Annotated in this window: 23 protein-coding genes and 1 pseudogene; 1 reads left to right on the forward strand and 23 read right to left on the reverse strand. The window is 39.0% G+C overall.

The window, feature by feature from the left end; genetic code table 11:
- Positions 1-144 precede the first annotated feature (144 nt).
- From IGL56_RS12830 to IGL56_RS12845, 4 genes are all read right to left on the reverse strand, one after another.
- Complete coding sequence (locus IGL56_RS12830) at positions 145-1,362, reverse strand: tyrosine-type recombinase/integrase (protein WP_001291561.1); 1,218 nt, start codon at positions 1,360-1,362, stop codon at positions 145-147.
- An 81-nt stretch (positions 1,363-1,443) separates the two neighbouring features.
- Entirely contained in the window at positions 1,444-1,647 is a 204-nt protein-coding gene (locus IGL56_RS12835; protein ID WP_000814511.1) for an excisionase, read from the reverse strand.
- 460 nt (positions 1,648-2,107) lie between these two features.
- The gene (locus tag IGL56_RS12840; RefSeq protein WP_000857133.1) at positions 2,108-2,338 is read right to left on the reverse strand and encodes a helix-turn-helix domain-containing protein; all 231 of its coding nucleotides are present in this window, start codon (positions 2,336-2,338) and stop codon (positions 2,108-2,110) included.
- The gene (locus IGL56_RS12845) at positions 2,335-2,757 is read right to left on the reverse strand and encodes a sigma-70 family RNA polymerase sigma factor (protein ID WP_000804885.1); all 423 of its coding nucleotides are present in this window, start codon (positions 2,755-2,757) and stop codon (positions 2,335-2,337) included. Before IGL56_RS12845 ends, IGL56_RS12840 begins: the two co-directional genes overlap by 4 nt.
- 504 nt (positions 2,758-3,261) lie before the next feature.
- Between IGL56_RS12845 and IGL56_RS12850 the strand changes: the two genes are divergently transcribed.
- Positions 3,262-3,615, forward strand: a complete 354-nt coding sequence (locus IGL56_RS12850) for a helix-turn-helix transcriptional regulator (RefSeq protein WP_001227347.1) — start codon at positions 3,262-3,264, stop codon at positions 3,613-3,615.
- A 59-nt stretch (positions 3,616-3,674) separates the two neighbouring features.
- Here the strand turns inward: IGL56_RS12850 and IGL56_RS12855 are convergent, their stop codons facing one another.
- From IGL56_RS12855 to citF, 19 genes and pseudogenes are all read right to left on the reverse strand, one after another.
- Positions 3,675-3,860: a cysteine-rich KTR domain-containing protein gene (locus tag IGL56_RS12855; protein ID WP_011058338.1), complete on the reverse strand. Its 186-nt coding sequence runs from the start codon at positions 3,858-3,860 to the stop codon at positions 3,675-3,677.
- 100 nt (positions 3,861-3,960) lie between these two features.
- A complete protein-coding gene (tet(M), locus tag IGL56_RS12860; protein ID WP_000691727.1) occupies positions 3,961-5,880 on the reverse strand; it encodes a tetracycline resistance ribosomal protection protein Tet(M) in 1,920 nt (639 codons plus the stop codon).
- Positions 5,881-5,895: 15 nt separating this feature from the next.
- Positions 5,896-5,943 (reverse strand): annotated as a pseudogene (locus IGL56_RS12865) (hypothetical protein); the annotation flags it as partial.
- A 313-nt stretch (positions 5,944-6,256) separates the two neighbouring features.
- Positions 6,257-7,189 (reverse strand): conjugal transfer protein, encoded by a 933-nt coding sequence (locus tag IGL56_RS12870; RefSeq protein ID WP_001224319.1) that lies wholly within the window; start codon positions 7,187-7,189, stop codon positions 6,257-6,259.
- Positions 7,186-8,187 carry a lysozyme family protein gene (locus IGL56_RS12875; RefSeq protein ID WP_000769868.1) on the reverse strand — a complete coding sequence of 334 codons (1,002 nt, stop codon included), beginning with the start codon at positions 8,185-8,187 and terminating at the stop codon, positions 7,186-7,188. The genes IGL56_RS12870 and IGL56_RS12875 overlap by 4 nt, the downstream gene beginning before the upstream one ends.
- A complete protein-coding gene (locus tag IGL56_RS12880; RefSeq protein WP_000804748.1) occupies positions 8,184-10,361 on the reverse strand; it encodes a CD3337/EF1877 family mobilome membrane protein in 2,178 nt (725 codons plus the stop codon). The genes IGL56_RS12875 and IGL56_RS12880 overlap by 4 nt, the downstream gene beginning before the upstream one ends.
- 2 nt (positions 10,362-10,363) lie before the next feature.
- Positions 10,364-12,811, reverse strand: a complete 2,448-nt coding sequence (locus IGL56_RS12885; RefSeq protein ID WP_000331160.1) for an ATP-binding protein — start codon at positions 12,809-12,811, stop codon at positions 10,364-10,366.
- A complete protein-coding gene (locus tag IGL56_RS12890) occupies positions 12,795-13,187 on the reverse strand; it encodes a conjugal transfer protein (protein WP_000723888.1) in 393 nt (130 codons plus the stop codon). Before IGL56_RS12890 ends, IGL56_RS12885 begins: the two co-directional genes overlap by 17 nt.
- A gap of 88 nt (positions 13,188-13,275) precedes the next feature.
- Positions 13,276-13,773, reverse strand: coding sequence for an antirestriction protein ArdA (locus IGL56_RS12895; RefSeq protein ID WP_000342539.1), 498 nt, complete (start codon positions 13,771-13,773; stop codon positions 13,276-13,278).
- Positions 13,774-13,889: 116 nt separating this feature from the next.
- Positions 13,890-14,111, reverse strand: coding sequence for a hypothetical protein (locus IGL56_RS12900; RefSeq protein ID WP_001009056.1), 222 nt, complete (start codon positions 14,109-14,111; stop codon positions 13,890-13,892).
- A gap of 42 nt (positions 14,112-14,153) precedes the next feature.
- Positions 14,154-15,359: a MobT family relaxase gene (gene mobT / locus IGL56_RS12905; protein WP_000398284.1), complete on the reverse strand. Its 1,206-nt coding sequence runs from the start codon at positions 15,357-15,359 to the stop codon at positions 14,154-14,156.
- A 177-nt stretch (positions 15,360-15,536) separates the two neighbouring features.
- On the reverse strand, positions 15,537-16,922 hold the full coding sequence (locus IGL56_RS12910; RefSeq protein WP_000813488.1) for an FtsK/SpoIIIE domain-containing protein: 1,386 nt from the start codon (positions 16,920-16,922) through the stop codon (positions 15,537-15,539).
- A 28-nt stretch (positions 16,923-16,950) separates the two neighbouring features.
- Positions 16,951-17,337: a YdcP family protein gene (locus IGL56_RS12915; RefSeq protein WP_000985015.1), complete on the reverse strand. Its 387-nt coding sequence runs from the start codon at positions 17,335-17,337 to the stop codon at positions 16,951-16,953.
- A gap of 15 nt (positions 17,338-17,352) precedes the next feature.
- The gene (locus tag IGL56_RS12920) at positions 17,353-17,667 is read right to left on the reverse strand and encodes a YdcP family protein (RefSeq protein WP_000420682.1); all 315 of its coding nucleotides are present in this window, start codon (positions 17,665-17,667) and stop codon (positions 17,353-17,355) included.
- A 625-nt stretch (positions 17,668-18,292) separates the two neighbouring features.
- Positions 18,293-19,162: a triphosphoribosyl-dephospho-CoA synthase CitG gene (gene citG, locus IGL56_RS12925; protein ID WP_065813783.1), complete on the reverse strand. Its 870-nt coding sequence runs from the start codon at positions 19,160-19,162 to the stop codon at positions 18,293-18,295.
- A 6-nt stretch (positions 19,163-19,168) separates the two neighbouring features.
- Positions 19,169-20,341, reverse strand: a complete 1,173-nt coding sequence (locus tag IGL56_RS12930; protein WP_002355992.1) for an NAD(P)-dependent malic enzyme — start codon at positions 20,339-20,341, stop codon at positions 19,169-19,171.
- Positions 20,342-20,458: 117 nt separating this feature from the next.
- Positions 20,459-21,856: an oxaloacetate decarboxylase subunit alpha gene (locus IGL56_RS12935; protein WP_002355994.1), complete on the reverse strand. Its 1,398-nt coding sequence runs from the start codon at positions 21,854-21,856 to the stop codon at positions 20,459-20,461.
- Positions 21,849-22,385: a citrate lyase holo-[acyl-carrier protein] synthase gene (gene citX, locus IGL56_RS12940; RefSeq protein WP_002381329.1), complete on the reverse strand. Its 537-nt coding sequence runs from the start codon at positions 22,383-22,385 to the stop codon at positions 21,849-21,851. Before citX ends, IGL56_RS12935 begins: the two co-directional genes overlap by 8 nt.
- On the reverse strand, positions 22,378-23,910 hold the full coding sequence (citF, locus tag IGL56_RS12945; RefSeq protein ID WP_002355996.1) for a citrate lyase subunit alpha: 1,533 nt from the start codon (positions 23,908-23,910) through the stop codon (positions 22,378-22,380). Before citF ends, citX begins: the two co-directional genes overlap by 8 nt.

The following is a 23,910-nucleotide window of genomic DNA, read 5'->3' on the forward strand; positions in this document are numbered from 1 at the left end:
TATATTTTCTTAAATGCTCGTAAAGCCTTATTCTATGTGCTTTCGAGTATTTTTACTGTAGGAAGATACTTCACGTTTCTTTGCATATTTCCTCATGTCTTAGCTGTCAGAAGTGGTAAATAAGTAGTAAATTCATTTGTACTACTAAGCAACAAGACGCTCCTGTTGCTTCTCTTTATTCAAGCGTTTCATTTCTGCCATTGCAGAATCGAATGTTGCATGTGCGTAATAGTTCAGCGTCATGGCTATATTAGCATGTCCCATAATGTACTGTAATGCCTTTGGATTCATTCCTGCATTTGCATAGTTGGTACAGAATGTATGTCGCAAACTATGTGGAGTGATGTGTGGCAATTTATCCTCGTTATACTTATTGTATTTCTTAACAAGACCTTTCATCATGCCGTTGTAATCACTTGCCACTTTTGGATAGTTCTTTCTATTAAGAAAGAGGAAATCACTATATCCATCAATCTCAACACGCTTATCATTCTTTCGATTCGCTAACACTCGCTTAAATGCTTGATAGGCTTCTTCAACCATAGGAACTTGACGTTCGCCACTTTTGGTCTTTGGTGTTTCAATGTAGTACCCAATTTCAGTATCTCTCAATAGCTGATGGTCTATATTGACAAGACGATTCTCAAAATCTAAATCTGGAAGTGTCAAACCACCAAACTCTGAAATACGAAGACCTGTTTTTAAGAGTATCAGAATTTCATCATAATTTTTGCTGTAGGTTTTATCAGCTTTTGCAAAGGCTAACAGTTTTTCTTCCTGTTCTTCTGTTAGTACGGTCTTAGGGACAGTATCATCATCAAGAACTGCTTTCAGTTGAAAGTCAAATGGATTCTTCCGAACACAATCATCTTGTATAGCAATATAGAATGAAGCCTTTAAAGAACGTTTGTAGTTATTGATGGTTTGATAAGCATAACCATTTTCACTCATTCTAATAGCCCATTCTTTAGCGTCTGATGGCTTAATACTGTCAATACTTCTTACACCTAACTTGTCTTTCTTCAAAATATCCATAAGATATTTGCGTCCAGTTTCAGTGTTTTTTCTAACCTTTGGTCTTTGAGCGTTCTGTTTTGCGTAAAGCTGGCAGAGTGTCATTTTCTTTCCTACAACATCAATACCATCATGAATGTCTTTCTGTAACTCTGCGATTTTCTCTCTAAGTGAGATACAATCACGCTTTCCTGCTGGTACTCGGTCTGTAGCCACAAGTTTCCACGAGTAAACAAATTGCGGTTCTCCAAATGAATCTATATATTTGTATAAGTATCTTCCGTCTTTTCGTTGGCTCTCTCCAGTCTTTAAGATTCGACCTTTATTGTCACGTCTTTTTTCTGACATGGCATTTGCTCCTTTCCTTTATGGAAAGAGCCTTGATACGACTTAATACTATTTTATCATATACAAGACCCTTTGGCGACGCTAGATTGCGTCCAATGTATCTATAATTTTTTCAAATTGTTTTCGTTTAATCTGAATACGATTGCCATTCATAATCAGCCAATTTGCATTTTTATTTTCCTCTGCCAAGCGTCGTAGCTTGTTTTCGCCAATACGAAAATATTTTGACGCTTCTTCAATGGTTAGGGTATAACGTTCCCAAATAGGAATGTCAGTCTGCTTCATAAAATCCTCCTTTCCAAATCACTTATTTGGATTTCATAAAAGTTGTTTTACCAGCAATCGAACAGCTTTAGCAAAGCTCACGGGAGTTCCACCCCTGCATGGTTCTCATGTAGCCATACTCATTGCCTGCGACGGTTTTATCACGCTCGGACTATTGACTGTATGGGAGTATCATTATCACGATAAGAATGTCGTTGCAGGCAATCCTGCTAAAGATTGCTTCTCGGATCACTAACATGAATCGCTCGCTATCTTTATAAGATAGGTCATGGCGGTTAGTTCCGTTGGCTCTTTTCTTATCGAAACGTATTCGATTACTTTTATTCAGTTTTCAAAGAACAATGGCTCGTTAGCCTATCAAAACACATTGAAAGCTCAATATGCTTTGGTGGAATAACAAACCTCCCTGTTCGGGAAGCGTGGAATGGTTTAGCACGCTTCCACGAAAGGAGAGAGGATATTACTTAATTTCAAATGACAAAATCTTTGTAATCAGTCTGGTTTCCATTCTTCCACGTAAGACTTCATCAACGACCATACTTTGATTGCCATATTCATCTTTCATAAGTCGTAGGGAACGCTTCGTTATGTACCCTCTGTAATGATGTAGAATCTGGTTAATCGCTTCGGTATCGCCATCTGTTGCCTTTACAATGAGAGGAAAGGGAATCATAGGATATTGTGTTTTCATTCTTCAAATTCCTCCATAAACTTTTTAATTAAGGCTAGTCCACTGGTTCTATGCCGATAGACAGTAGAACGGTTCAATTTCAACAGGTCTGCAATTTCTGAATCGCTCATGTCCATAAAGTAAAACAGCAGTAGAATTTCACGTTTCTTGTCTGGCAACTCACGTAATGCTTCACTCAACAAATCATTTTCAACGCCTACTGATAACCCATTGAGTGTAAAAATCTGAAAGTCAGTTGAATAGTTATCTGTTGTCGCAAACTGGCTAACAAGATAATCGCCAACATCCGAAAAGGACACCTCACGCTTTGCAATCCTTGAAAGATAAAGCATATAATTCTTTCGCTCGTCTTCCATAGCACGTTTACAGATATAGTCAAACTGATTTTCTATTGTGGTCTGAAAAGAAGATGGTTTCATGTTTCTCACCCCCTTTCTGTCTAGGAAAGGAAGTGAGCCTTGCTCGTTTATCTCCTTTCACTCTTAGTCCCAATGTGAAAGGGGGATTTGTTGCATTACTGATAAATAAACTTTGTAAAAAAGTTCTGAATAGCCAAAAAAGCATATAAACAGATTTATTTCTCTGTTTACATGCTTCTGTTATTCTATCTATATGATTTATAAAACCACATTGGTGGACGTACTTATCTATTGCAGATAGACGACTTTTTTTGACAAGAACCCAATGTAAGGAAATTTATTGTATATGATGTACTTCATGGCGACGTTGACCTCCAACAAACCGCCATTTGGAAGTAATATACAATATTTTAACAGCGTAAATAGCACTACCATATAACGGTTTTTTTTATTGGCGTTTAGTAGTGCTTTTTATTAAATATAAACCTATAAACCATATAACACGTTTTTCTATACCTGTTTTTAATTCAGTAGGAACAATAAAATGTATAGAGGTGGTCTACTATGCGTAAAAAAGAAGATAAATATGATTTTAGAGCCTTTGGTTTAGCCATTAAAGAAGCTCGATTGAAACGAGGTTTAACTCGTGAACAAGTGGGAGCATTGATTGAAATTGACCCACGGTACTTAACTAATATTGAAAATAAAGGGCAACACCCCAGCATACAAGTTCTTTATGACCTTGTATCGTTACTTCATGTTTCCGTTGATGAATTTTTCTTACCTGCTAATAACTTGGTAAAAAGCACCCGACGATTACAGATAGAGAAATACATGGATAGCTTTACAGACAAAGAACTATCCTTAATGGAATCTTTAGCCAGCGGTATCAACGAAGCAAGAAACATCGAAGACTAATTAAAAGAATCCATACATAACGGAAAGAGCCGATAAAATGAGATTGTATTAATCTCATTTTATCGGCTCTGCGTCTTTGCGTCTGGCTCTGTAATCACAGTTACTTTGAACTGCTTTATTTCAATTAAATTTTCTTGTCTGCATTTCGGACAATAGAGGGGGAATTTTTTTAATTCAGTATCTTCCCTTATCTTTAATCGTGTTTTATTTCCACATACAGGACACAATATCCACTTGTAGTTTATAATAACTATCTCCTCCTTTACACTTTAATTCAAATCTTTATTAAAAAATATTTCATCTTATTTAACAAGAAACCATATTTATATAACAACATAAAATACACTAAGTTATTTTATTGAACATATATCGTACTTTATCTATCCGACTATTTGGACGACGGGGCTGGCAAACAGGTTCACCGGTAGTAACATGGTACCCTTTTAACTCTGTTAAACAAACACTACGTCCATTTGTAAAGAAAGTTAAATCACTACGATATTCTTGAATACACCGAGCAGGGATTTCTCCACTAAGAATGACCTCATTATTTTTCAATTGAGTGTCTACGATGTTCGCACAATATTTAGGAGCATCGTTGTATGCTCGTGAAAGATATTCCTGTGGCGCATAAATTTTAAAACTAAGATATGGCTCTAACAATTCTGTTCCAGCTTTTTTTAAGACTTGTTCCAATACAATAGGAGCAAGCATCCGAAAATCTGCTGGGGTACTAACAGGGCTATAGTATAAGCCATACTTAAAACAGATTTTACAATCCGTCACATTCCAACCATATAATCCTTGTTCGCAACCATAGCGTATCCCTTCCATAACTGCATTTTGAAATGATTGATTTAAGTATCCAAGAGAAACCGAGCTCTCATACTGCATTCCACTTCCCAACGGAAGCGGTGATACAGATAAACCAATGGAAGCCCAGAAAGGATTTGGCGGCACTTCGATGTGAATGGTATATTCTGCATTTTTTAACGGTCTCTCCATATAAATGACTGTAGGCTCTTTTAGTTCTATCTCCACATGATACTTTTCTTGCAACAGTGCACTAATCACTTCCATTTGTACTTTCCCTAAGAAAGAAAGTATAATTTCATGTGTCGTAGAATCCACGTAATATCGTAGAAGCGGATCACTATCTGAGATTTCCAAAAGGGCATCAAGCAACATTTCTCTCTGTTCAGGTTTACTCGGTTCAACAGTTGTTTGTAGTAGAGGGTGCGGATTTTCAATCTTTTTTCTCTGTGGCAATAGTTTTGTATCTCCAAGAACACTATTTAACTTCAAAAACTCATTTTGCAAAATAACAATTTCTCCAGAATAAGCTCTATCAATCTTACATAATTCACCATTTATTGAAGTATACATTTCTGTAACTTTTATTTTTTCTTTTTCTGATACTCTAACCGAATCTCGTAAATGTAGTACTCCACTATAAAGGCGTATATATGCAAGACGTTGTCTTTTTTTTGTATATTCAATTTTGAAAACATTTCCGCAAAGTTCAGACGGACCTCGATGTGTTGATGAATAAAATTTATTCGTAATCACTTCTATAAGGTTATCAATCCCTATATTGTTTTTTGCACTTCCGTGATAAACAGGGAACAGGGAACAATTATGAAATCTTATGCTTTCCTCTTGTTCGAGTTCCAATGCTTCTAATGATTTACCGGACATATATTTCTCTAAAAGGTCATCGTTTCCCTCTATTACCGTATCCCATTGTTCAGATTCGGTAAAGTTCGTCACACACATATTAGGATACAGTTCTACCTTCTGTTTGATTACAATTTCGGCAGAAAGTTTCTCTTTAATATCCTGATAAACCGTTGATAAATCAATTCCATTTTGGTCAATCTTATTGATAAAAAAGATTGTGGGAATCCCCATTTTCCTAAGTGCATGAAATAATATACGAGTTTGTGCTTGTACGCCATCTTTTGCAGAAATCAGTAGAATTGCCCCATCTAAAACTGATAATGAACGATATACTTCTGCTAAGAAATCCATATGTCCTGGCGTGTCTATGATGTTCACCTTCGTATTTTCCCACTGAAAAGAGGTTATTCCTGTCTGAATTGTAATTCCTCTCTGACGTTCTAAAAGCGTATTATCCGTCCTCGTTGTACCTTTGTCCACGCTTCCTAATTCTGTAATCGCTCCACTGTTATATAATAAGCTTTCTGTTAAGGTAGTTTTTCCTGCATCAACATGAGCTAAAACTCCAATATTAATAATTTTCATGTGATTTTCCTCCATTCAAAAACCCAAAAGGGCATAAAAATCCCAGTGATAAATACTTTTATCACTGGGATTTTTATGCATAACCATAGGTATACAAAGCATACAGATATTCTCTGGATACTTTAGAATCACATGATAAAGGTATTCTTAAACTGGGTACAAAAAACTAAGCCCTCCTAAAAAAGGACATCTAATTATTTGTTCCCGCTATCAAATTGACAGTTTATTTAAGAATACCTTGCCGCATATTTATTAACTCCTTTTAAATAGTCACTTAAATAATAGCACGTAAGAGCATATTTGTAAAGGAATCTCCAATTTTTTATCAAAAAGAGTACATGATTACAAAGTATCTGTAATCATGTACCAATATTTGTTATTTTACAATCTTCCAATTACTCCCGTTCTTTTCAAGTACCAAATCAAATTGAGATACCTGCGTTGCTTTGGTCTGCTGGTCGATATACTCCACTGTCAGCGATACCGTGACTTGATTATCCTTACGATTGTGAATAGGATTTACCAGTTCTTGAAAGATGTACTCTTTTCCGATTGGTTTTAATATCCCGTCATTCACATAGTAGGAAAGTTCACTGGCTGTCGCTGTAGGATAGAGCTTGAAGAACGTCGTTAAAAACTCATTGATTTCATTGGTTGTAATGGAATCAACCGTCCCCTCACTTTCAATGGCTTTTGGTTTATAACTTGATTTCTTAGGTATGTTGGTAATGGTCGGATTCTTAACCAGTACCATATTTCCAGAACCATCTACATAGACACTCACTATATAAGCAGAGTGGACGGTCTTTGTATTTTCTCCCTCTGTAATGAGCTGGTCTACACTGTAGGTTACATTAAACTCATTGTCGCCAGTTGGCTCTACCGTCCATATCTGAAATCCTCTTACAGAAGACGATACAGGAATATCTTTGCGTACTGTATCAACATTGAGAGCTTGAAGTTCATCTGTCAGATAGCCTTTTAGACTTTCCATTCGATTATCAATGGACTTATCGGATTGCTCCCATGAATAGTAGACTTTCGCAAAGTTCTCTACAAAATTTTCTACATGATGAGTATCAACGTATTCCTTTTCTATGATAGTTGTTTCGTGAATAGTATGAGTATCTATAGCTGTAAAGTGCTTGAATATCGCAAAGCTGAAACTAAGCCCTAAAAGTACCCACAAGGCAATCACAACCTTTTTATGAGGATTGACCTTATAGACACGAGGTTTCTTTTCCTTTGGTATCTGTTTTTCTTTATTCTGATTTTTTCTAAATTTCATCATTAAATCTTCCTTTCTCATTGTTTGATTCGTCCTGCTCCCACTAAATGCTGTTGCCAGTAGGGGCTTGTTAAGTCGGCATAACCGATTGGGTCGCCTGCATGAAACATACGGTTATTGCCAAGGTATATCCCAACATGAGTAATATAAGAGCCAGCGTTATAGGTAGAATGAAAGAAAACCAAATCGCCAGCTTGTGCTTCCGATAGTGGGATATGCTGGGTCACATCATATTGCTGTTGTGCGGTTCGTGGTAAGTTAATTCCAGCTTTTCCATACGTCCATTGTGTCAGTCCGCTACAATCAAAAGAAGTAGTCGGGGAAGCTCCACCGTAAACGTATCGCCAGCCCTCATATTTCAGTGCTTCGTCCATGATGGCTTGTACCGTATCATCATCAAACTCTGTTGTGACAAGATACTGCGTTACCAGTTGCACATAAAACATATTGCCATAGTTGTATCGCCAGCCCCCATTGATAGGTATGGCTATGGGATTGGGGTAAGACACTTTTTCGCCACCTGAATACTCTTTTGAGAAACTTTGAGCCAGTTCAAAGGTATATTTATTTCCACGATTAGCCACATACCCTAAGAAACCACCACCATAATTGTAGGACTGGATAACCGATTCTAAATCTACACTGAGCCTTTCGCTACTGGCTAATAATTCACTGAAATACTTCACACCTTGCTTAATGGATTCTTCTGTACTCAATGAATTAGGTGGAAGACCGAGGGATTCCGAGGACTGCATAACATCTTCCGCAGTACCGCCCGATTCCACCTGTATAATCGCAAGAAGTATGTTGACATATTCTTCAACGCCATATTCTTTGGCATATTTTTCTACCATAGGCTTATGAGCCAGCACTTCTGCGGAAACATTCACACCTCCATAATGAATATTGGAAATTCCGCTGTCCTGTTCATCTGAAAATAAAATGGCAACAAACAGAAGCAGTGAGAAGACCATCAAGAATAATCCAGAACCACCAATCACTAAAGTTTTCAACTTCATGGTTTCTTACCGACTTTCTTAATGGTGGCGGTTTTGATTGGTGGTCTACTTCTTGTATTTTGTAGTGGTACTCTTTGAACAGTAGACGGACGTTCTTTTGTGATTGGACGTTGTGAAGTTCTATCTGCTGTAGTGGTTGAAGTTGCTGGCTTTTGAACGGTTTTTTCTTGAACGGTATTGCCTTGGCGTTCCACTTTTGGACTTGAAAAATCGGACTTAACTGCTGGACGCTCTTGTTTGGCTTGTTGAGATTCCTTATATGAAGTCTGAATATTAGACTGTTTTGAGGTCTGTTCATCATGATATTGTTCTTGTCTTGTAGTCGGTCTTTCATGAACAGAAGAAGCAGGCTGTTTTTTCTGTTTGACCTGTTCCATTTCAGAGCGACGCTTCGCAATGGTTTTTCGCCTTTGTTCCTGCTGTTCCTTGCGTCCACTGGCTCTGTCCGCTTTGGTTTGAGAAATACTACTGGTTAAATCACGGACATTCTCTTTTACTTTGGATTTTCCTTGATATACTGCATATCTTGCATTGGTCGGCAAATCTTTAACCTGTTCTTTCAAACCACTAGCAGTGTCTACCATTCTGTCTTTGGTATCAGCTACTGTACCGATGGTTTGACCGATACGTTTTCCAAGTGTTGATTTTTCCTTTCCGTCTGGTCGGGAGTGATCTGCTTGTGTCCTTGCAGAACTCCCCGAACCCGACTGTCCTTTTTTACCTGTAACAATGGCAGACCCAGCCCCTAGAGTAGTCATGGAACGTCCAAGTTTCCGCTGTAGACGGTGCATGTGAGCGTGCATAAGCATACGAGGTTTTCTCATCACACGACTTCCCACACTTTGAGAATCGTTACTCTGTAGAGAAAACATACTCATTAAATCGCCCAGCTTGAAGTAGATTCCTGCAAAGGTCACAATCTGTAGAAAAGCAATCAAAAAGAACGGATAACCAGCCGATAAGGTATAGAGCATGGTTGAAATACTAAATGCTGTCGTAATAATCAATGTGATTCCAGCTCGTGTCAAAATGGTATTAAAGAGCTTTGTTATGGCTCGTTTTGACATACCATCAAATGATGGAATCATGCTTAAAATAAAGCTCACAGGCAGAAACATAGCATAGATGATAAAAAGTACCTGCGAGAAAATCATGATTCCTGTTAATAGGAATACAAATATGGAAATCCCAATATTGAAGACAAATAGGAAGAAGACTGTACCTAAACGGTTAATGGTCTTTGTAATGGTTAGATTGGTATTGCTTCTGTCTTCAATTTCTTCCGCAACAATTTTTTCTCTGTCTTCGCCATTGTTGGAATCTGGGCTGGTGGAGAGCAGGCTTTCCACACGGTCAATACCGATACTTTCAATGTCTGAACTGTTGTATTGAAGCAGTAGCCACGGTTGCTGAACCTGTATGGAAAACAGGCTATCTCTGATTAAGTCCACGCTGTCCTTGCCTTGACTATCGGAATGGGGCATGACAATCTTCGTGCCAAGTGATAAACTGGCATTACTGATGTCTGATGAAAAGTCATTGATTTTTTTAATGTAGTCGGGAGCGTAGGCAATAAAGGAAGCCGATAGGATAAACACCAGCACAAAATTCATAATGGCATGAATTGCCTTTGTGGTTTCTCTCTTTATCAGTCCCGTATAGGCAACATAAACCCCAAGAACCAAAATCAAGAGTAAGAGGAATCCAACATAGAAACCCTCTGTTGAAAATCCGTTTGCACTCACACCAGCTAAGGTCTGCATATTCTTACCAATGGAATCTGCTGTAGCGGAAATGAAGTCTAAGGAATAGGCTTCCTGTACTAAGTAACCTGTCGCATTGGAAACATACAAACTGATTGTCCAAATAAAATTGGTAATGGCATATAGTCCATACATGACCTGTTTTCCAATCCCGTCCGACCAGTTCCACGGAAGCCAGCCCCAGCTATTATCCACATAAAAATCCAGTTGATAGTTTTCAAGTGGGTATCGGCTGTATTCATTTGCCACATTGACCGTATCATCTACCAAGCCCGCAGCTTGAACCACCGTTCCCAGCATGGCTAAAAGAAAAATGGCAATCACAAGTGTGAAAGCCACTGTCATTGCCACTTTACCTAGACGTTTCAGCGTCCAGTTTGATTTTATTCTGTTTACTATTGATGGTTTCACATTTACACCTCTTTTCGCACAGGTGGTCTGGTATCAAAGGCATGGAGCAGTTCTTCAAATACAGGGTGGAACTGTATCACACCGACACGACCATATAAATCACTGATAAGGCATTGCCCGTTTTCCAAATCACGCAATCGCTTCTGATTGTTTTCGTCCTCTGGGTCTACACCAAAAAAGGCTAAGGTCTTTTTAATCTCGTTAAGGTCAGTGGAACGAAATGCAAATTTTAAGCCGAGGTTATTTTTCAGTTTTTCATCTAAGAGGTCGTCTGTATTTTGGGTCACGAAATATACCCCAGCGTTCATAGCACGACCAGCCCGAACCAGCTTCATAGATAGTGTTTTTCCTTGTGCTACCTGTAAAAAGCTCCATGCTTCGTCTAAATCTACAATCTTGAAAATGCTTCGGTCTGTATGGATAAAGTCTAAAGCAAAGGTACTAATGACAATCAGCATAGCAACGGATAAAAGCTCCATAGTGGTATATTCCTCAAAGGAAGTTTCCTTGTCGGGAAGTACCAAGTCCGCAACCTGTATAATGTTCAGTTGTTTTTCTAAGCTGATAGACTGCTCCACATAACCATTACTGAATAATAAATGTGCAAAGTCATAGTCTGTAAAACTTTCGATATGGTCGGCTATACTGGTACTTAGTGGCGTATTCTCAACCCGTAATTCCTCAATCACTTTCATCAACCCTCGTACTTCACTATTGGTTACTGCACGAATGGCTTTTCTAAGGATTGGGAAGCGTTCCCCATCACGAGAGGAAATCCCCGTAAGGAATGTCAGAATATCAATAGCCAGTGATTCAGAATCTTTGGGATTTTTCATAATCACATAAGGGTCAAGTAAGCCTTTGTTTTTCTCATCAGAAGTCAGAGTGACGATATTGATTTCATGGGAAATCTCTGGCAAGGTTTCTTTCCATCTGCCACGTTCTGCTTTTGGGTCTACAATCACTGCTTGTGCCCCATAAAGCACCGCATAATAGACGATAAGGTTATTCGCAAAGGATTTACCACCACCCAGCGAACCAACAAAAGCCGACGCTAACGCATTGGTTACTGAACCCTTAACCCCTTGACTGGCAAGAGCAGGTTTCAGATAGACATTGCGTCCAGTATCTAAGCTGTAGCCAACATAAATCCCCTCATTTTCCCCCAGCATTTGAGTAGCACCAAAACCTAAACCAGCGAGGAAATCAGAGGTCACGTATTGAATATAATCATTCATATAACGCTTGCTGGCAGGTAAAAATTCTTCATGTAAGCCGAGCATATCCCCAAATGGTCGTACCAGTTTTACGCTTAAATCGTCATAAAAATCTTTCACTTCATTACAACGACGTTTGAGTTCGTCAAGATCATTTGCTGATACCCTTACCACATAAGACAGCTTGTACATAGATTCCTTGCTTTGGTCTAAATTGGTTTCCAGCTCATTCACACTTTCCAGAGCTTCCGCCACATTGGAGCTGGTTTCATTATCACTTTGCCAAGCGTGGTTATCCAAGTCTTTCAGTTCTTTCTTTTTATTGCGGACAGTAGATAGGGCTTTACGATTCGCTACAATTTCCACATTCATTGACGTATCAATCGGGAATGTAAATTGCTGTTGCTGGTAGTAGAAGATTTCAGAGGACGGGAAGTCCAGTTCTCCGACAATGCTGTTAATGGTAAAGTAAGCTACATAGACGGTTTCATCTTCCTGCTGGATTTTCAAATATCGCTGTTTTTCTTCCACCAAACAGCGAGTAGGCTTAATCAAGTCATAGTATTTAATCAGCGTTTCATTATCCAGCTTTTTCTTTGATAGATGGTACTCATACTCTTCATAGGCAGTGCCTGTCTGTCCGTAAAGGTGTTCAATCAGATAGCCGAAGTCGTCCTTATCTAACCTGCGGATTTTGAAACGACGAGAGATTTTATTTTCTAAGAGCTTTTCCATCTTCTGAAAACGCAGGATTTCATCATTACTCATACTAACAAAATCGCCCATCAGCTTATGGTTCACATCATAGACAAAATCAGACAAAGCATTTTTTGCTTCAACGGTAAGACTTTTCATAGAAAACTCCTGATCGTTGAGAAGCAACTTAAAGCCGATAAAGAAACGGTAGTTCACTTGATTTTCGCCAATCATGGATATTAAAGCGTCTGTCTGTTGGTCGATTTTGTCATAGGCAACCGCTTTGAGCTTGCCAGTGACTTCATTTTTGGAACGCTCTTGTGCAGAACGTATGCTGGATTCTGTACTGATTTGTAAAGCATGAATTTTGCCATCACGATTTTGTGCGATAAGCTGTCTGAAAGAATCATGCACTTGTATTTTCTGTTCTGGACTTAGAAATGAGTAATTGTAAGGAACAAGCTCATAGTAAGCATAACATTCCCCGTCTTTATTCCAGACGAGATTGTTTTCAATGTATTTAATTGGATATGCCATAAAATTCACTCCTAACTGCTGTAATGGCTTCTTGTGGCTGGTTTCTGCCAAGCGTTACTTTTTTTCCTGCATAGGTCAGCTTTGGTCGCAGTGCATAAGCAATGACAGACTTCAAAAATCCATAAGGCTTTTTACCATCAAAAGTTTTTGTAGACATAAACCATGTGAAAGCCACAGGAATCCCAAAGTATTTGAGAAATGCTCCCTCTATCATGGAAAGAGGGGGCAAGTTGCCAAGTATCATCACTGCAAAGAGTGACACGACAAACCATGTCATTTGCGTAAAGGTTATGGGAAACGGAAGTCTAAAATCATTGATAGAATACAGTACCTTTTCCACAGACCAGATACTGGTATAGCTTCGTATTTTCTTCATGTAATCAATCCTTTCATAAAAAATAGGGGTAGCTGATTGAGCCACCCCGTAAAATAGAAAATCTGCCAGTAGTAATGTACCGACAGATTTAATAGACGATTTCAAAAATCCCATGATTGGTTGAGATAAACGTTCCTGAAAGGTCTAAATCCCGACCATAGGCTTGATAATCAATATAGTTTTGAAGACTAGCTGGTACTTCGCCTAAAGCACCCGTTTCTTCAATGTAGTAGCGTGCCACGTCATACATATCATCACAATCGGAATGAATGATAATATCCTCTTGATGTTCGCTTAGTTCTTCAATGCTTGAAAAATGAGTGAGCAGAGCAGATAGCTCCGATTGTAATTCTTCGGGTAATTCCGATACCATTTCCCATAGTCGATTGAGTTCGCCAATGGAAGTGTATTCGTCAACCGTAAAGGGTAACTCGTAGTCATGAATGGCGTATTCCTCATATTCATCATTCAAGCCGATTTTCTCTTTGACTTCCTCAAAGTCAATGGGAAAGGTAAACCACGCACCGACCAATTCGCCCTCATTGTATTTGCCTAAATTCGCAATATAGACTTGCATATCGTCCATATATTCACGTCCTTTCTTTGTAGAGATTCAAAAATCCCTACCGCACTTCGTTTGGTGTACCATTCCTTTGCGGAACATAAGAAAACCACTTATATTCCACAAAAGAACGGTTTTATTTAAGCACCAATAATGCGATTGAATAGCTCTAGTAAAATGTCTTTTACTCCAGCAGCGTTGAAGACTAAGCCAACCGCAATAATCGCAATAATTAAAAAGCCAATCAGTTTGCTAAACTCACGCTTGAAGCCAAGATACAAGCCAATCACAACGATTGCTAAAAGCACCAGTGATTGAGCGTTTGATAGAAACCAGTTATAAAGGTTTTGTCCAAAATTCATAAAAATGTTCTCCTCTCTATATTCAATGAATTTGTATTTGAGTTATTTTTTTGTTGTTATCACGTCCTGTTCTTTTACTGACTGTTGCTTCAAAATCTGCTTGTGTCGGTCTGTCAGTTTCGCATGGTCGAGAATGTCTTTTACAACCTGCGTCTGGTTGATTTCATCAAGTTTAATCGCAACCTTTAAGGTCGGGGCAACTTGATGAGATAGCCAGTTCAGCGTCCTTTGGAAGGAGTAAGGCTCTGGTTTTGTGGTTAGTTTTAATCGTTCACGATTGTTCCCAATAAACCAAGCCCATTCTTCATTCAGTTTCCAATCAGAACGAGGTTTGGAATCGTCTTTATCTACAAAACGGATATACCGATTGATAATTTTAAAGGCGGTATGCTCTGGATTGTCATAGACGAGTAAATCACGGACTGCATAATAGGCACGCTCATTTTTCAATCGAATCTCAAAACGGTTTTTTACTTCTGCGTCTTCAATGGGAATATCATTTTTCTTGTACTGCTCGTAGTCCTTTTCATAGATACAGAAATAAACTTCACTTTGTAATGAACCGATATAGAGGGTGTTTCCCATACATTCCTTTTCCTCTTTGCGTACCAGTTCGCCACTGCGATAGCTTTTAAAACTGCGGAAGACGGAGATACATTCTTCCTGTTGGCACTTTTCAGTGAGTACAGGGATATTTAAAATCCCTGTCTTATCGTTAATGGCAAGGTCAAGGCGTTTCATCACACCGCCAGCCACCAAAACGTCCATAAAGAACTCATACCAGCTTCTTTGTTGTGCCAGAAGATAGCTTTCAAATTGTCTGCACCCACGACCTTTCAATTCCACCAGAACTCCTTTGTCCAGTTCATGGGAGCAAAGGACGAATATGTCGCCTAAAGCATAATGCTCTGAATAAGAATAGAAACCATAGTCCTCATGAAGAAAATAGGACAGTTTCAGTTGTAAGATGTTTTCGACCACCTGCTGTACGTCTGTTGTCGGAAAGCGAATTCTTACATAATCAAACAGCATTTCAAGGGGAGCGTCGGGATTGAAGCGTTCCAGAGCTTCCCAAAGGGACTGCTGTAAATCCTCTGATGGCTTGACTTTTCCTGTTTCAATATCGCTTAGATACTGCCTTGTAATACCAGTCGCAACAGCTAAACGGTTTTGAGATAGTCCATAAGCCAAGCGTTTTTCTTTTAAATGCTGTAACCAAGTTTGTTCATTCAGTAAAAATCCCTCCAATCAAAAAGGCGTATGTCAACTTTTAAAGCCCATTTGACATACGCTGAAATTTTGTAAATCCCTTGTAACCAAAGGATTTTCTAATGTTTTTTTGACTGTTTCCTGTCGATTTGTACCCCCCTGTTAGATACGGGGGGTTAAGTGCTGGCGTGGCTATTGCCACACCAGCCAGCAAGATCAGTCCACACCTGCGACTTCCGCTTCGCACGTCGCCTGCGTGGACTGTCTGCTGTTGGATAACTTTTTAATTTCCTCCAAGAAATCATATCCTTTTGGTACAAGGGGAGTATAAAACTCTGATATGACACTTGTTCCTACATCAACATAGCCACGACCTTTGATTCGCTTTAAGAAGAAATCCTTTTGTACGTCACTGCCAAACATCATGCCATAGCCCATTTCAGACATACGACCTAAAGCCACTCTGAAATTAAACTGATCACGGATTCCGTCGCCTAAATATTTTGCGTCTGGACGTTGACAAGCCAGTATTAGAAAGAAGCCAGCTTGACGACCTAACATGACAATCTGTTTCAGCTTATTCATAACTGCGGTGTTTTCTTTTGTTCCCAGCATTTCCATGAAAGCGACGTATTCATCAAAGATTAAGAAGTGTGCCGGGAGACCTAAGTAAGCATAATTTTTGCCAGTCTTATAGTTCTTCATCTGCTTCATTTCCTCACTACGTTTCATCATTTCTTCATAGAATGTTTCAATGCAAGAAAGCAAGTCTTCTTTTCTATAGTAGACATTTGCCATCACAGAACCTAAGTCCGCAAGATCAGCATTTTTCGGGTCAAGAATATACAGTTTTGAATCTGTATGAAGCAAGGCTTCAATCAGTGTCAGTATAAAGTAAGTTTTACCGCCACCTGTACCACCAGCAATCAACATATGAGGGAGCTTATCATATTCCCACCATACGTTTTTCATTAAGCGAAGTTTACCATCTTTAGCTTCTACTTCATCAATAGAAATACGACTGGCTATGGTGTCATAGAGCAAAGTATATTCCACATAGGAATCCTTTAACTCTTTATCCGTCAGCTCACAGTACAAGCCACTCTCTAATTTCTTTTCCAAGTGTAAGAGTTGGTCTTGATATTTTCCCAGCGTGATTTCCACCCGTATCTGTATCAAGCCATTTTTAAGTCGATAATACATTTTAGGGAAGTAGGTTATCTTTTCCTTTGTACGACCAGCACTATCTTTAAAGAAACCCTCTGTTTTGACCTGTTCAGATTCATACCACTTGTTTTCAAGTATCATCTTTGCCAGTTTTTGACGGTGGTAAAGTTGTTTAACCGTATCATAGCGAACCCGTTTGAATACAAACGCTACCAGCAAGCAGATAAGAATTGCGACACTGAAACTGATAATTAAATAGGGAATGTCAATCTTATCTGCTTGTGATAGGTTAAAATCCTGCCAGTTGATCTGCTGGATTGTCTTCACATGAAACAGTCCGACAACCAGCAGGAAAACAGGCAGGAGTGACGCTATCGTAAAATGAAAGACTAAATCTTTACCAGATGGGCGAATCCTTTTACCACGCTGTTTCATGCGAAAAAGTCTCCTTTCTACCTAGCGACTATTTGTCTTGTGTCGGTTCTTTCTTTGCTTGTGGTTGAGCTTTGAATGAACTAGAATCCTTTGTCAGCACAATATCGTCTGCCTTGATATACCAGTCAACATCTGCTCCTTGATAGGTGGCAGTAGCAACGGTGTCCGCAATGGGATTGATAAGTTCCACCCGTGCGTTATAATCAAACTCTTTCAAAGGCACGCTGGCAGGAATACTTACTTGAATCATGCGTCCTTGTCCTTTGGATTTTAAGTCATAGGTACGTTCCTTGATTTCATCTGAAACCGACCCGTCTTCATTTTGGATTCTCACTTCACGACGTAGAGCAGAGAATTTCAATTCTCCAAAAGTCGTGTCTTTATCTAATACAATGCCATTTGCTAATCTCATCATTTTTCCTCTCTTTCTTTATTCTTTTATCATGTCGTCAGCATGTAAAAGGTAATTTGTAAAACCACGAGTGCCGATTTTGTAGCCCTCTGCGGTAATACGTGGATTGACTAACTTCACACGTTCCTCAAAGCCGAAATGTTTTTCGCCAGCTTCAGCAGGAAGCACCACCACAATATCATCTGCTCTTTGAACATCAGAATAGAGATTATAGCTTCTTGATAAGACAGTTAGCCGTCCGTTGATTCTTCGCTGAACGACTTTATCCTCGCCAGCAAATTCTAAATTGCCGAATGTTTTTTCCATGTTGGGAATCACAAATTTAAGTTCCATATTTTTACCTATCCTTTCTTTTTTATTGGCTGAATGAATGTTTGATGGTCTTAAAGAGTGGGGAACGACCTTTTGATTCTTGATTTTTTGTTTTCATAAGTTCACTTCCTTTCAAAATCGGGTAAAAAAATAGACACCTCATTTTTTGAAGTGTCTACCTATTAAATATTCAAATTTTATTGGAAGTATCTTTATATCTTCACTTTTCAAGGATAAATCGTCGTATCAAAGCTCATTCATAAGTAGTAAATTAGTAGTAAATTGAGTGGTTTTGACCTTGATAAAGTGTGATAAGTCCAGTTTTTATGCGGATAACTAGATTTTTATGCTATTTTTGGTAGAAAAAAATTTCATAAAAAAAGGCGACAGCCGTTTTTGAACGAATGCCGCCTTTTAGATAAACAAAAACCTGATTCTAAAAGAATCAGGTTTAGGAAAAGCAAATCAAGATTCGCTTCAACTGTTTATCATCGTATTTGTATACTCTGATAAGAATGATTTCGTAATAAAATATACTGTGTTTCGTGGTATTTGTCAATCGCTTTCTTGAATTCTCTTGAGACCTTTCCATAAGCATATAAGGTCAAAATAACTGACCAAATCAGCGTTGTAACTATCTTTTTAATTAAGGGGTCAGCCAATTTAATTTCATTAGTTTATCTAAAAACACCACCAAAATTAAAGCATCTGCACTGCCACCAATACTCCAATTTTTTTCTTTGAATAAGTGATTCAATCTTTCTAAACAAAGGGTTCCCCGTAACGTTTGTGTCCCCCCTAAAGCAAAATATTCCTGGATTAACGGTTGATATATTTCAAAAATTTGGACATTTTGACTTCGTTTAATCAAATTCGTATCCTCAACATAGAGCGATAAATAAAGGAGCGTATCAATGAGTTTTTGTTGTTGTATGCCTTGATGTTTTTGATAATAAGGCACTCCCTGTTCAAAGACAGCGGGATAACCTTGTTGCGCCTCACCACGGATTCCAGTCAAGCCATGCTGAACAAATAGTCGTTCACCCCAAGTTAGTTTTTCTAGCTCATTCGTAGCGAGGTTTTCAAAGTCAGCCAATAAGTCTTGCGTCATTGTTTGAAGCGTTTGTTGAAACAATTGTAAGGTGCAAGGGGTCTCCCAAATCATTAAACGACCACAGATAGCTAAAAAAATACCTAGAGAAAAAATCGCTCCTTTATGTGTATTGATACCTTCTGTTGCCTCAAACATCGCTCGTTCTGCTTCTAAACCAACTTGTCGAATTGCGCGAAATGTTGCCTCAATCGGCAAATGACGTAGCTCTGTCCCAGCTTGAACGAAGGTTTCAAAATAAGGAGTCAAAACCACACTACTTTCTAAAAAAGTGAAAACATCCATATCTTGATGGGCGCCTGCATCGACTGGATCCACCAAGCCTGGTTTATTTAAACAGGTCACTTCATAGAGTAGTGCCAATTGTGCTTGCTGCGCTAATTTACTCCTTGCTTGCTTTGTCATTGCCTTTTACGTCCCTTCTTCTGCCGTGGTCTTTTCTTGTTTTATATAGTCTAGTACAGCATTAAAAACCGTGTCAACTACGCCGCCATCAAATACATTAGGTATAAATTTTTCTGCTGTGGGTTCTGAAATCATAGCGGCCAAGCTTCGTGCTACTGTCATTTGCAAACCGACATCGACTTTTCTGCCTTTCGCTGCCAATAACCCTTTAAAAAGACCTGGAAAAGCTAAAATGTTGTTCACTTGATTCGGATATTTGGAAGAACCAGTTGCTAATAAACGGACGCCATTGGCTTGGGCGAGGTCTGGTTCAATTTCTGGTTTAGGATTTGCTAAAGCAAAGATAATTGGGTCTTGGTTCATTGATTTAATCAGGGCTGGCGTTAGCACATCCGCTTCTGATAAGCCTAAAAAAACATCCTGATTGACGACAGCGGTGGCTAAATCTTTGTTTTCTACTGATGGTTTTATTACCTGTCGAAGCAAAGCACGTTGGTAAGGATTCAATGTCGGGTCTTCTTCTCTTAAAACACCTTGGCGATCTACTAAGGTGAGATGCGTAATCCCCGCTTGAATACATAACTTAGCGGTCGCTACACCAGAAGCTCCAACTCCGTTAATCACCACACGTAATTCATTTAAAGGTTTTCCTTTAATTTTAGCTGCGTTAATTAGCCCAGCTAAAACGACAATGGCAGTGCCTTCTTGGTCATCATGATACACAGGAATGTTCAAACGTTGTTGAAGTTTTTCTTCAATTTCAAAACATTTTGGTGCAGAAATATCTTCTAAGTGGATTCCTGCAAAACTATTTTGTAAATTTTCAATTGTTTGAACCATCTCGTCAACTGATTTTTGTTCCAGTGCTAAAGGAATAGCATCGACCCCCGCCAAATTTTTATAAAGTAAAGCTTTGCCTTCAACAATTGGCAAGCCCGCTTGCGTGCCCATATTGCCGAGACCCAGAACAGCTGACCCATCTGTAATAACCGCAATTAACTTACCACTAATGGTCCACTCGCGCGCTAATTCATGATTTTGAGCAATCATTAAACTCAATTCTGCGACACCAGGTGTATACATTTTGGCTAAATCATGATGGTTTAACACCGCTTCTGTTGCTTCAAGACTTAGCACACCAATATTTTTTTGATGAATTGCTAGAATTTCTTCTAACACATTGTCACTTCCTTTCACGGGCTGCCTTTTTTCTATTTGATGAAGCAAGGGTTTGAACAACCGTTATCGTCGCTCAAACCCTTGCTTCTTTATACATTTGCGGAGCACTTGCCCGTTCTATTCTGGCAAGTCAAGTTTGACTGTCACTTTCTGTAACGGTACATCGTAAAAAGGATCTTCACGACGTCCTAAAAAGTCTTTTCCTTGTTGCGGGAACATCGCATATAATAGGACATCCTCTTCAGATTTTGCGTATTGTTGGATTTCCTTTTCTAAACTATGCAACTCTGGTTTCAATAAATCCGCTGGTCGACAAGTAATTACTTCTTCATCCCCAATGATTTTTTGCTTAATCTCTTCTGCGATAGGTGCTGGTGATTTGCCATATTCTCCGCGCACATAATCTTTGATTTCATTCGGTATTAAGGAATATCTTTCCCCAGAAATCACATTCATTAAGGCTTGTGTTCCAACCATTTGTGAAAGCGGCGTAACTAGTGGTGGATACCCTAAATCTGCTCTTACTTTAGGTACTTCAGCTAAAACTTCTTCATATTTGTCTTGTAAACCTTGCTCCGTTAATTGACTTAATAAGTTTGATAACATACCACCAGGCACTTGATAAATCAAGGTTTTCGGTTCCGTATCTTTAACTTTAGGGTTTAAAATGCCTTCACTTCTAAAGCGATCACGAATCGGATTGAAATAGTCAGCAATCTCTGTTACTTTTTCCATATTTAAACCTGTTTCAAAGCCTAAATCTTCTAACGCAATGGCTACAGATTCTGTGGCTGGTTGACTCGTACCGCCAGCGAAAGAAGAGATAGCTGTATCGATGATATCCGCACCTGCTTCAGCAACTTTTAAATAGGTCATCTCAGAAATACCACTAGTCGCATGCGTATGCACCTCTAAAGGTAAATCAATGGCATCTTTCATTTTGCTCACTAATTCAAAACCAGTTTGTGGCGTCAAAACGCCTGCCATGTCCTTAATACAAATGGAATCCGCTCCTGTTTGACTTAATTCTTTGGCTAATTTTACAAAGTAATCGATGGTATGAATTTCACTCGTAGTATAAGAAATCGCTGCTTGACAGTGTCCGCCAGCTTCTTTTGTTGTTTGAATTGCTGTTTGTAAATTACGGACATCATTCAAGGCATCGAAAATACGAATAATATCAATCCCATTTTCAACTGATTTTTCGACAAAGGCCCGCACTACATCATCAGCGTAATGACGATATCCTAGTAAATTTTGTCCTCGTAATAACATTTGAAGTTTGGTATTTTTAACTTCTTTGCGAATTTGGCGAAGACGTTCCCAAGGATCCTCGTTTAAATAGCGGACACAGGAATCAAACGTTGCCCCGCCCCACATTTCTAATGCATGAAATCCTGCCTCGTCCATTGTTTTAATAATCGGCAGCATATCTGAGGTTGGCATCCGTGTTGCAATTAAACTTTGTTGTCCATCCCGTAGCACCGTTTCTGTAAAACGAATTTTTTTACTCACTTGGCTGCTCCTTTCGTGTCAAAATTATTTCTGTTATTTTTTCTTGCATTGCTTCAAGACTGTGACGTCGATTTCGTCCACAGACTTTCGCCACTTCTTGGCAAATAAAACAGCGCCGTGGTGGCAAGCCTAAATCTCCTCGATGAAGGCTTTTTAGCTCCTCATTTCCCCATAAAACATCTAGGTCCACTAAACGACCATAAGGATGTGTTTCTTCAATTTTGACCATTCTTTGTTTTAATTCTTGTGGGGCTAACGAAACCGCCAAATAATATTCAGGCCCTGTTTTTTCATTCCGGTAAAAATTAACAATCGGTACTTGATCCAGCAATTGTTGCTCGACTTCGTCAATTACTTCTAAAAAAACAGCCGTTAAGGTGGGCGAATTTTTCACTTCTCCAGGAATATTCATTGTGGCAGATAAGAGACTAGCTTCTGGTGCTGTTTCTAACAACTCCTTCTGTGTGGCAGCTCTTTGTTCGCGAGCATCCAACATCTCTAAAAGTGTTACTTTTTCCCCATTAAACATTGCGTACCACATCAATTAGACTACCATCTCGGTATTCAATTAACGCAACGACTTTGTCTCCATATTTAATTGGTTCCGGGGTGCCAACAATGTTGTAGGCTTTGTCTTTCAACTCTTCTAACGTAAACTGAGGAACGTCTAAGGTTTTAAAACAATCAATTAAGTCTGTTCTTTTTGGATTGATTGCAATGCCAACTTCTGTTACTACGACATCGACACTCGTACCTGGTGTAACGACTGTATTTACTTGCTCAACGATTGTTGGAATCCGTCCACGAACAAGTGGTGCAATCACTAGACTCATTTTACAAGCCATACTTGTATCGGAATGTCCGCCAGAAGCACCACGGATGACACCATCTGAACCAGTAATGACATTTACATTAAAATCTGTGTCCACTTCTAAAGCAGATAAAATAGCTGTGTCTAATTGATTAATAACCGCCCCTTTGCTAAGCGGTGAAGCATACATATTGGCATCAATTTCATAATGATTGGCATTTTCCCCTAAAGAAATAGCTGATGGATGATCAAAGTCTTGGACGTCAATAATTTTTTCTACTAAGCCTTCTTCCAAAAGTTCCACCATTGCATTCGTAATTCCGCCTAAAGCGAAACTTGCTTTAATGCCATCTTTAAGCATTTGTTCTCTCATGAACCGCGTAACTGCTAGTGAAGAGCCACCTGTTCCTGTTTGGAATGAGAAGCCTTCTTTGTAGTAAGGAGAATGTGTAATTATTTTTGCGGCATATTCAGCAATCAATAATTCTTTAGGATTCTTTGTAAAACGTGTTGCGCCTTTGGCAATTCCATCTGGATCACCAATTGCATCAATTTCTACCACATAATCAACATCTGTTTGTGGAATACTGATAGGGGTATTAGGATATGGTACTAATGTGTCAGTAATGATGACCACTTGATCCGCATATTTTGCATCGACCATCGCATATCCAAGAGAACCACAGGTGGCTTTTCCTTTGGTTCCATTCGCATTTCCATAAGCGTCTGAACTTGGTGCACCTAAGAAAGCTACATCAATATGGATATCGCCTGCTGCTACTGCCCGTGCCCGGCCACCATGTGAACGAATCACCACAGGATTTTCCATGATACCTGCTGAAATAGCAGCTCCTACTTTATCTCTCAAACCTGAAGAAGTAATGTTGGTGACTACTCCATTTTTAATGTGTTCGATCAAAGGTTCATGAACATTTGCAATTGAACTAGGTGCAATCGAAATGTTTTTCAGCCCCATGGCGGCAATCTCGGCTAAAACTAAGTTCATCACATAGTCTCCTTCACGGAAATGGTGATGGAAAGAGATGGTCATGCCATCTTTTAAACCTGTTTTTTCAATTGCTTCACGAATACTTCCTAAAAGTTTTGTCTCCCGAGGTTTCACTGGTTTAATTGCTCGGCTCGCTTCTTGATAAGCATCAATGTGTGCTAATTCTCCTTCATAAATGCCGTATTGCTCTGCATAAGATTGAGGAATGTCTTTGCCTACTTTATTTACTACCAT

Origin of the sequence: Enterococcus sp. DIV1316a (genome assembly GCF_050536915.1) — a bacterium.
Lineage (GTDB): Bacteria > Bacillota > Bacilli > Lactobacillales > Enterococcaceae > Enterococcus > Enterococcus faecalis.

Bases quoted from the DNA above. Each gene is read 5' to 3' on its own strand.
- IGL56_RS12830 (WP_001291561.1), bottom strand. From the start codon at position 1,362: ATGTCAGAAAAAAGACGTGACAATAAAGGTCGAATCTTAAAGACTGGA.
- IGL56_RS12835 (WP_000814511.1), bottom strand. From the start codon at position 1,647: ATGAAGCAGACTGACATTCCTATTTGGGAACGTTATACCCTAACCATT.
- IGL56_RS12840 (WP_000857133.1), bottom strand. From the start codon at position 2,338: ATGAAAACACAATATCCTATGATTCCCTTTCCTCTCATTGTAAAGGCA.
- IGL56_RS12845 (WP_000804885.1), bottom strand. From the start codon at position 2,757: ATGAAACCATCTTCTTTTCAGACCACAATAGAAAATCAGTTTGACTAT.
- IGL56_RS12850 (WP_001227347.1), top strand. From the start codon at position 3,262: ATGCGTAAAAAAGAAGATAAATATGATTTTAGAGCCTTTGGTTTAGCC.
- IGL56_RS12870 (WP_001224319.1), bottom strand. From the start codon at position 7,189: ATGAGAAAGGAAGATTTAATGATGAAATTTAGAAAAAATCAGAATAAA.
- IGL56_RS12875 (WP_000769868.1), bottom strand. From the start codon at position 8,187: ATGAAGTTGAAAACTTTAGTGATTGGTGGTTCTGGATTATTCTTGATG.
- IGL56_RS12885 (WP_000331160.1), bottom strand. From the start codon at position 12,811: ATGGCATATCCAATTAAATACATTGAAAACAATCTCGTCTGGAATAAA.
- IGL56_RS12890 (WP_000723888.1), bottom strand. From the start codon at position 13,187: ATGAAGAAAATACGAAGCTATACCAGTATCTGGTCTGTGGAAAAGGTA.
- IGL56_RS12895 (WP_000342539.1), bottom strand. From the start codon at position 13,773: ATGGACGATATGCAAGTCTATATTGCGAATTTAGGCAAATACAATGAG.
- IGL56_RS12900 (WP_001009056.1), bottom strand. From the start codon at position 14,111: ATGAATTTTGGACAAAACCTTTATAACTGGTTTCTATCAAACGCTCAA.
- IGL56_RS12910 (WP_000813488.1), bottom strand. From the start codon at position 16,922: ATGAAACAGCGTGGTAAAAGGATTCGCCCATCTGGTAAAGATTTAGTC.
- IGL56_RS12915 (WP_000985015.1), bottom strand. From the start codon at position 17,337: ATGATGAGATTAGCAAATGGCATTGTATTAGATAAAGACACGACTTTT.
- IGL56_RS12920 (WP_000420682.1), bottom strand. From the start codon at position 17,667: ATGGAACTTAAATTTGTGATTCCCAACATGGAAAAAACATTCGGCAAT.
- citG (WP_065813783.1), bottom strand. From the start codon at position 19,162: ATGACAAAGCAAGCAAGGAGTAAATTAGCGCAGCAAGCACAATTGGCA.
- citX (WP_002381329.1), bottom strand. From the start codon at position 22,385: ATGTTTAATGGGGAAAAAGTAACACTTTTAGAGATGTTGGATGCTCGC.
- citF (WP_002355996.1), bottom strand. From the start codon at position 23,910: ATGGTAGTAAATAAAGTAGGCAAAGACATTCCTCAATCTTATGCAGAG.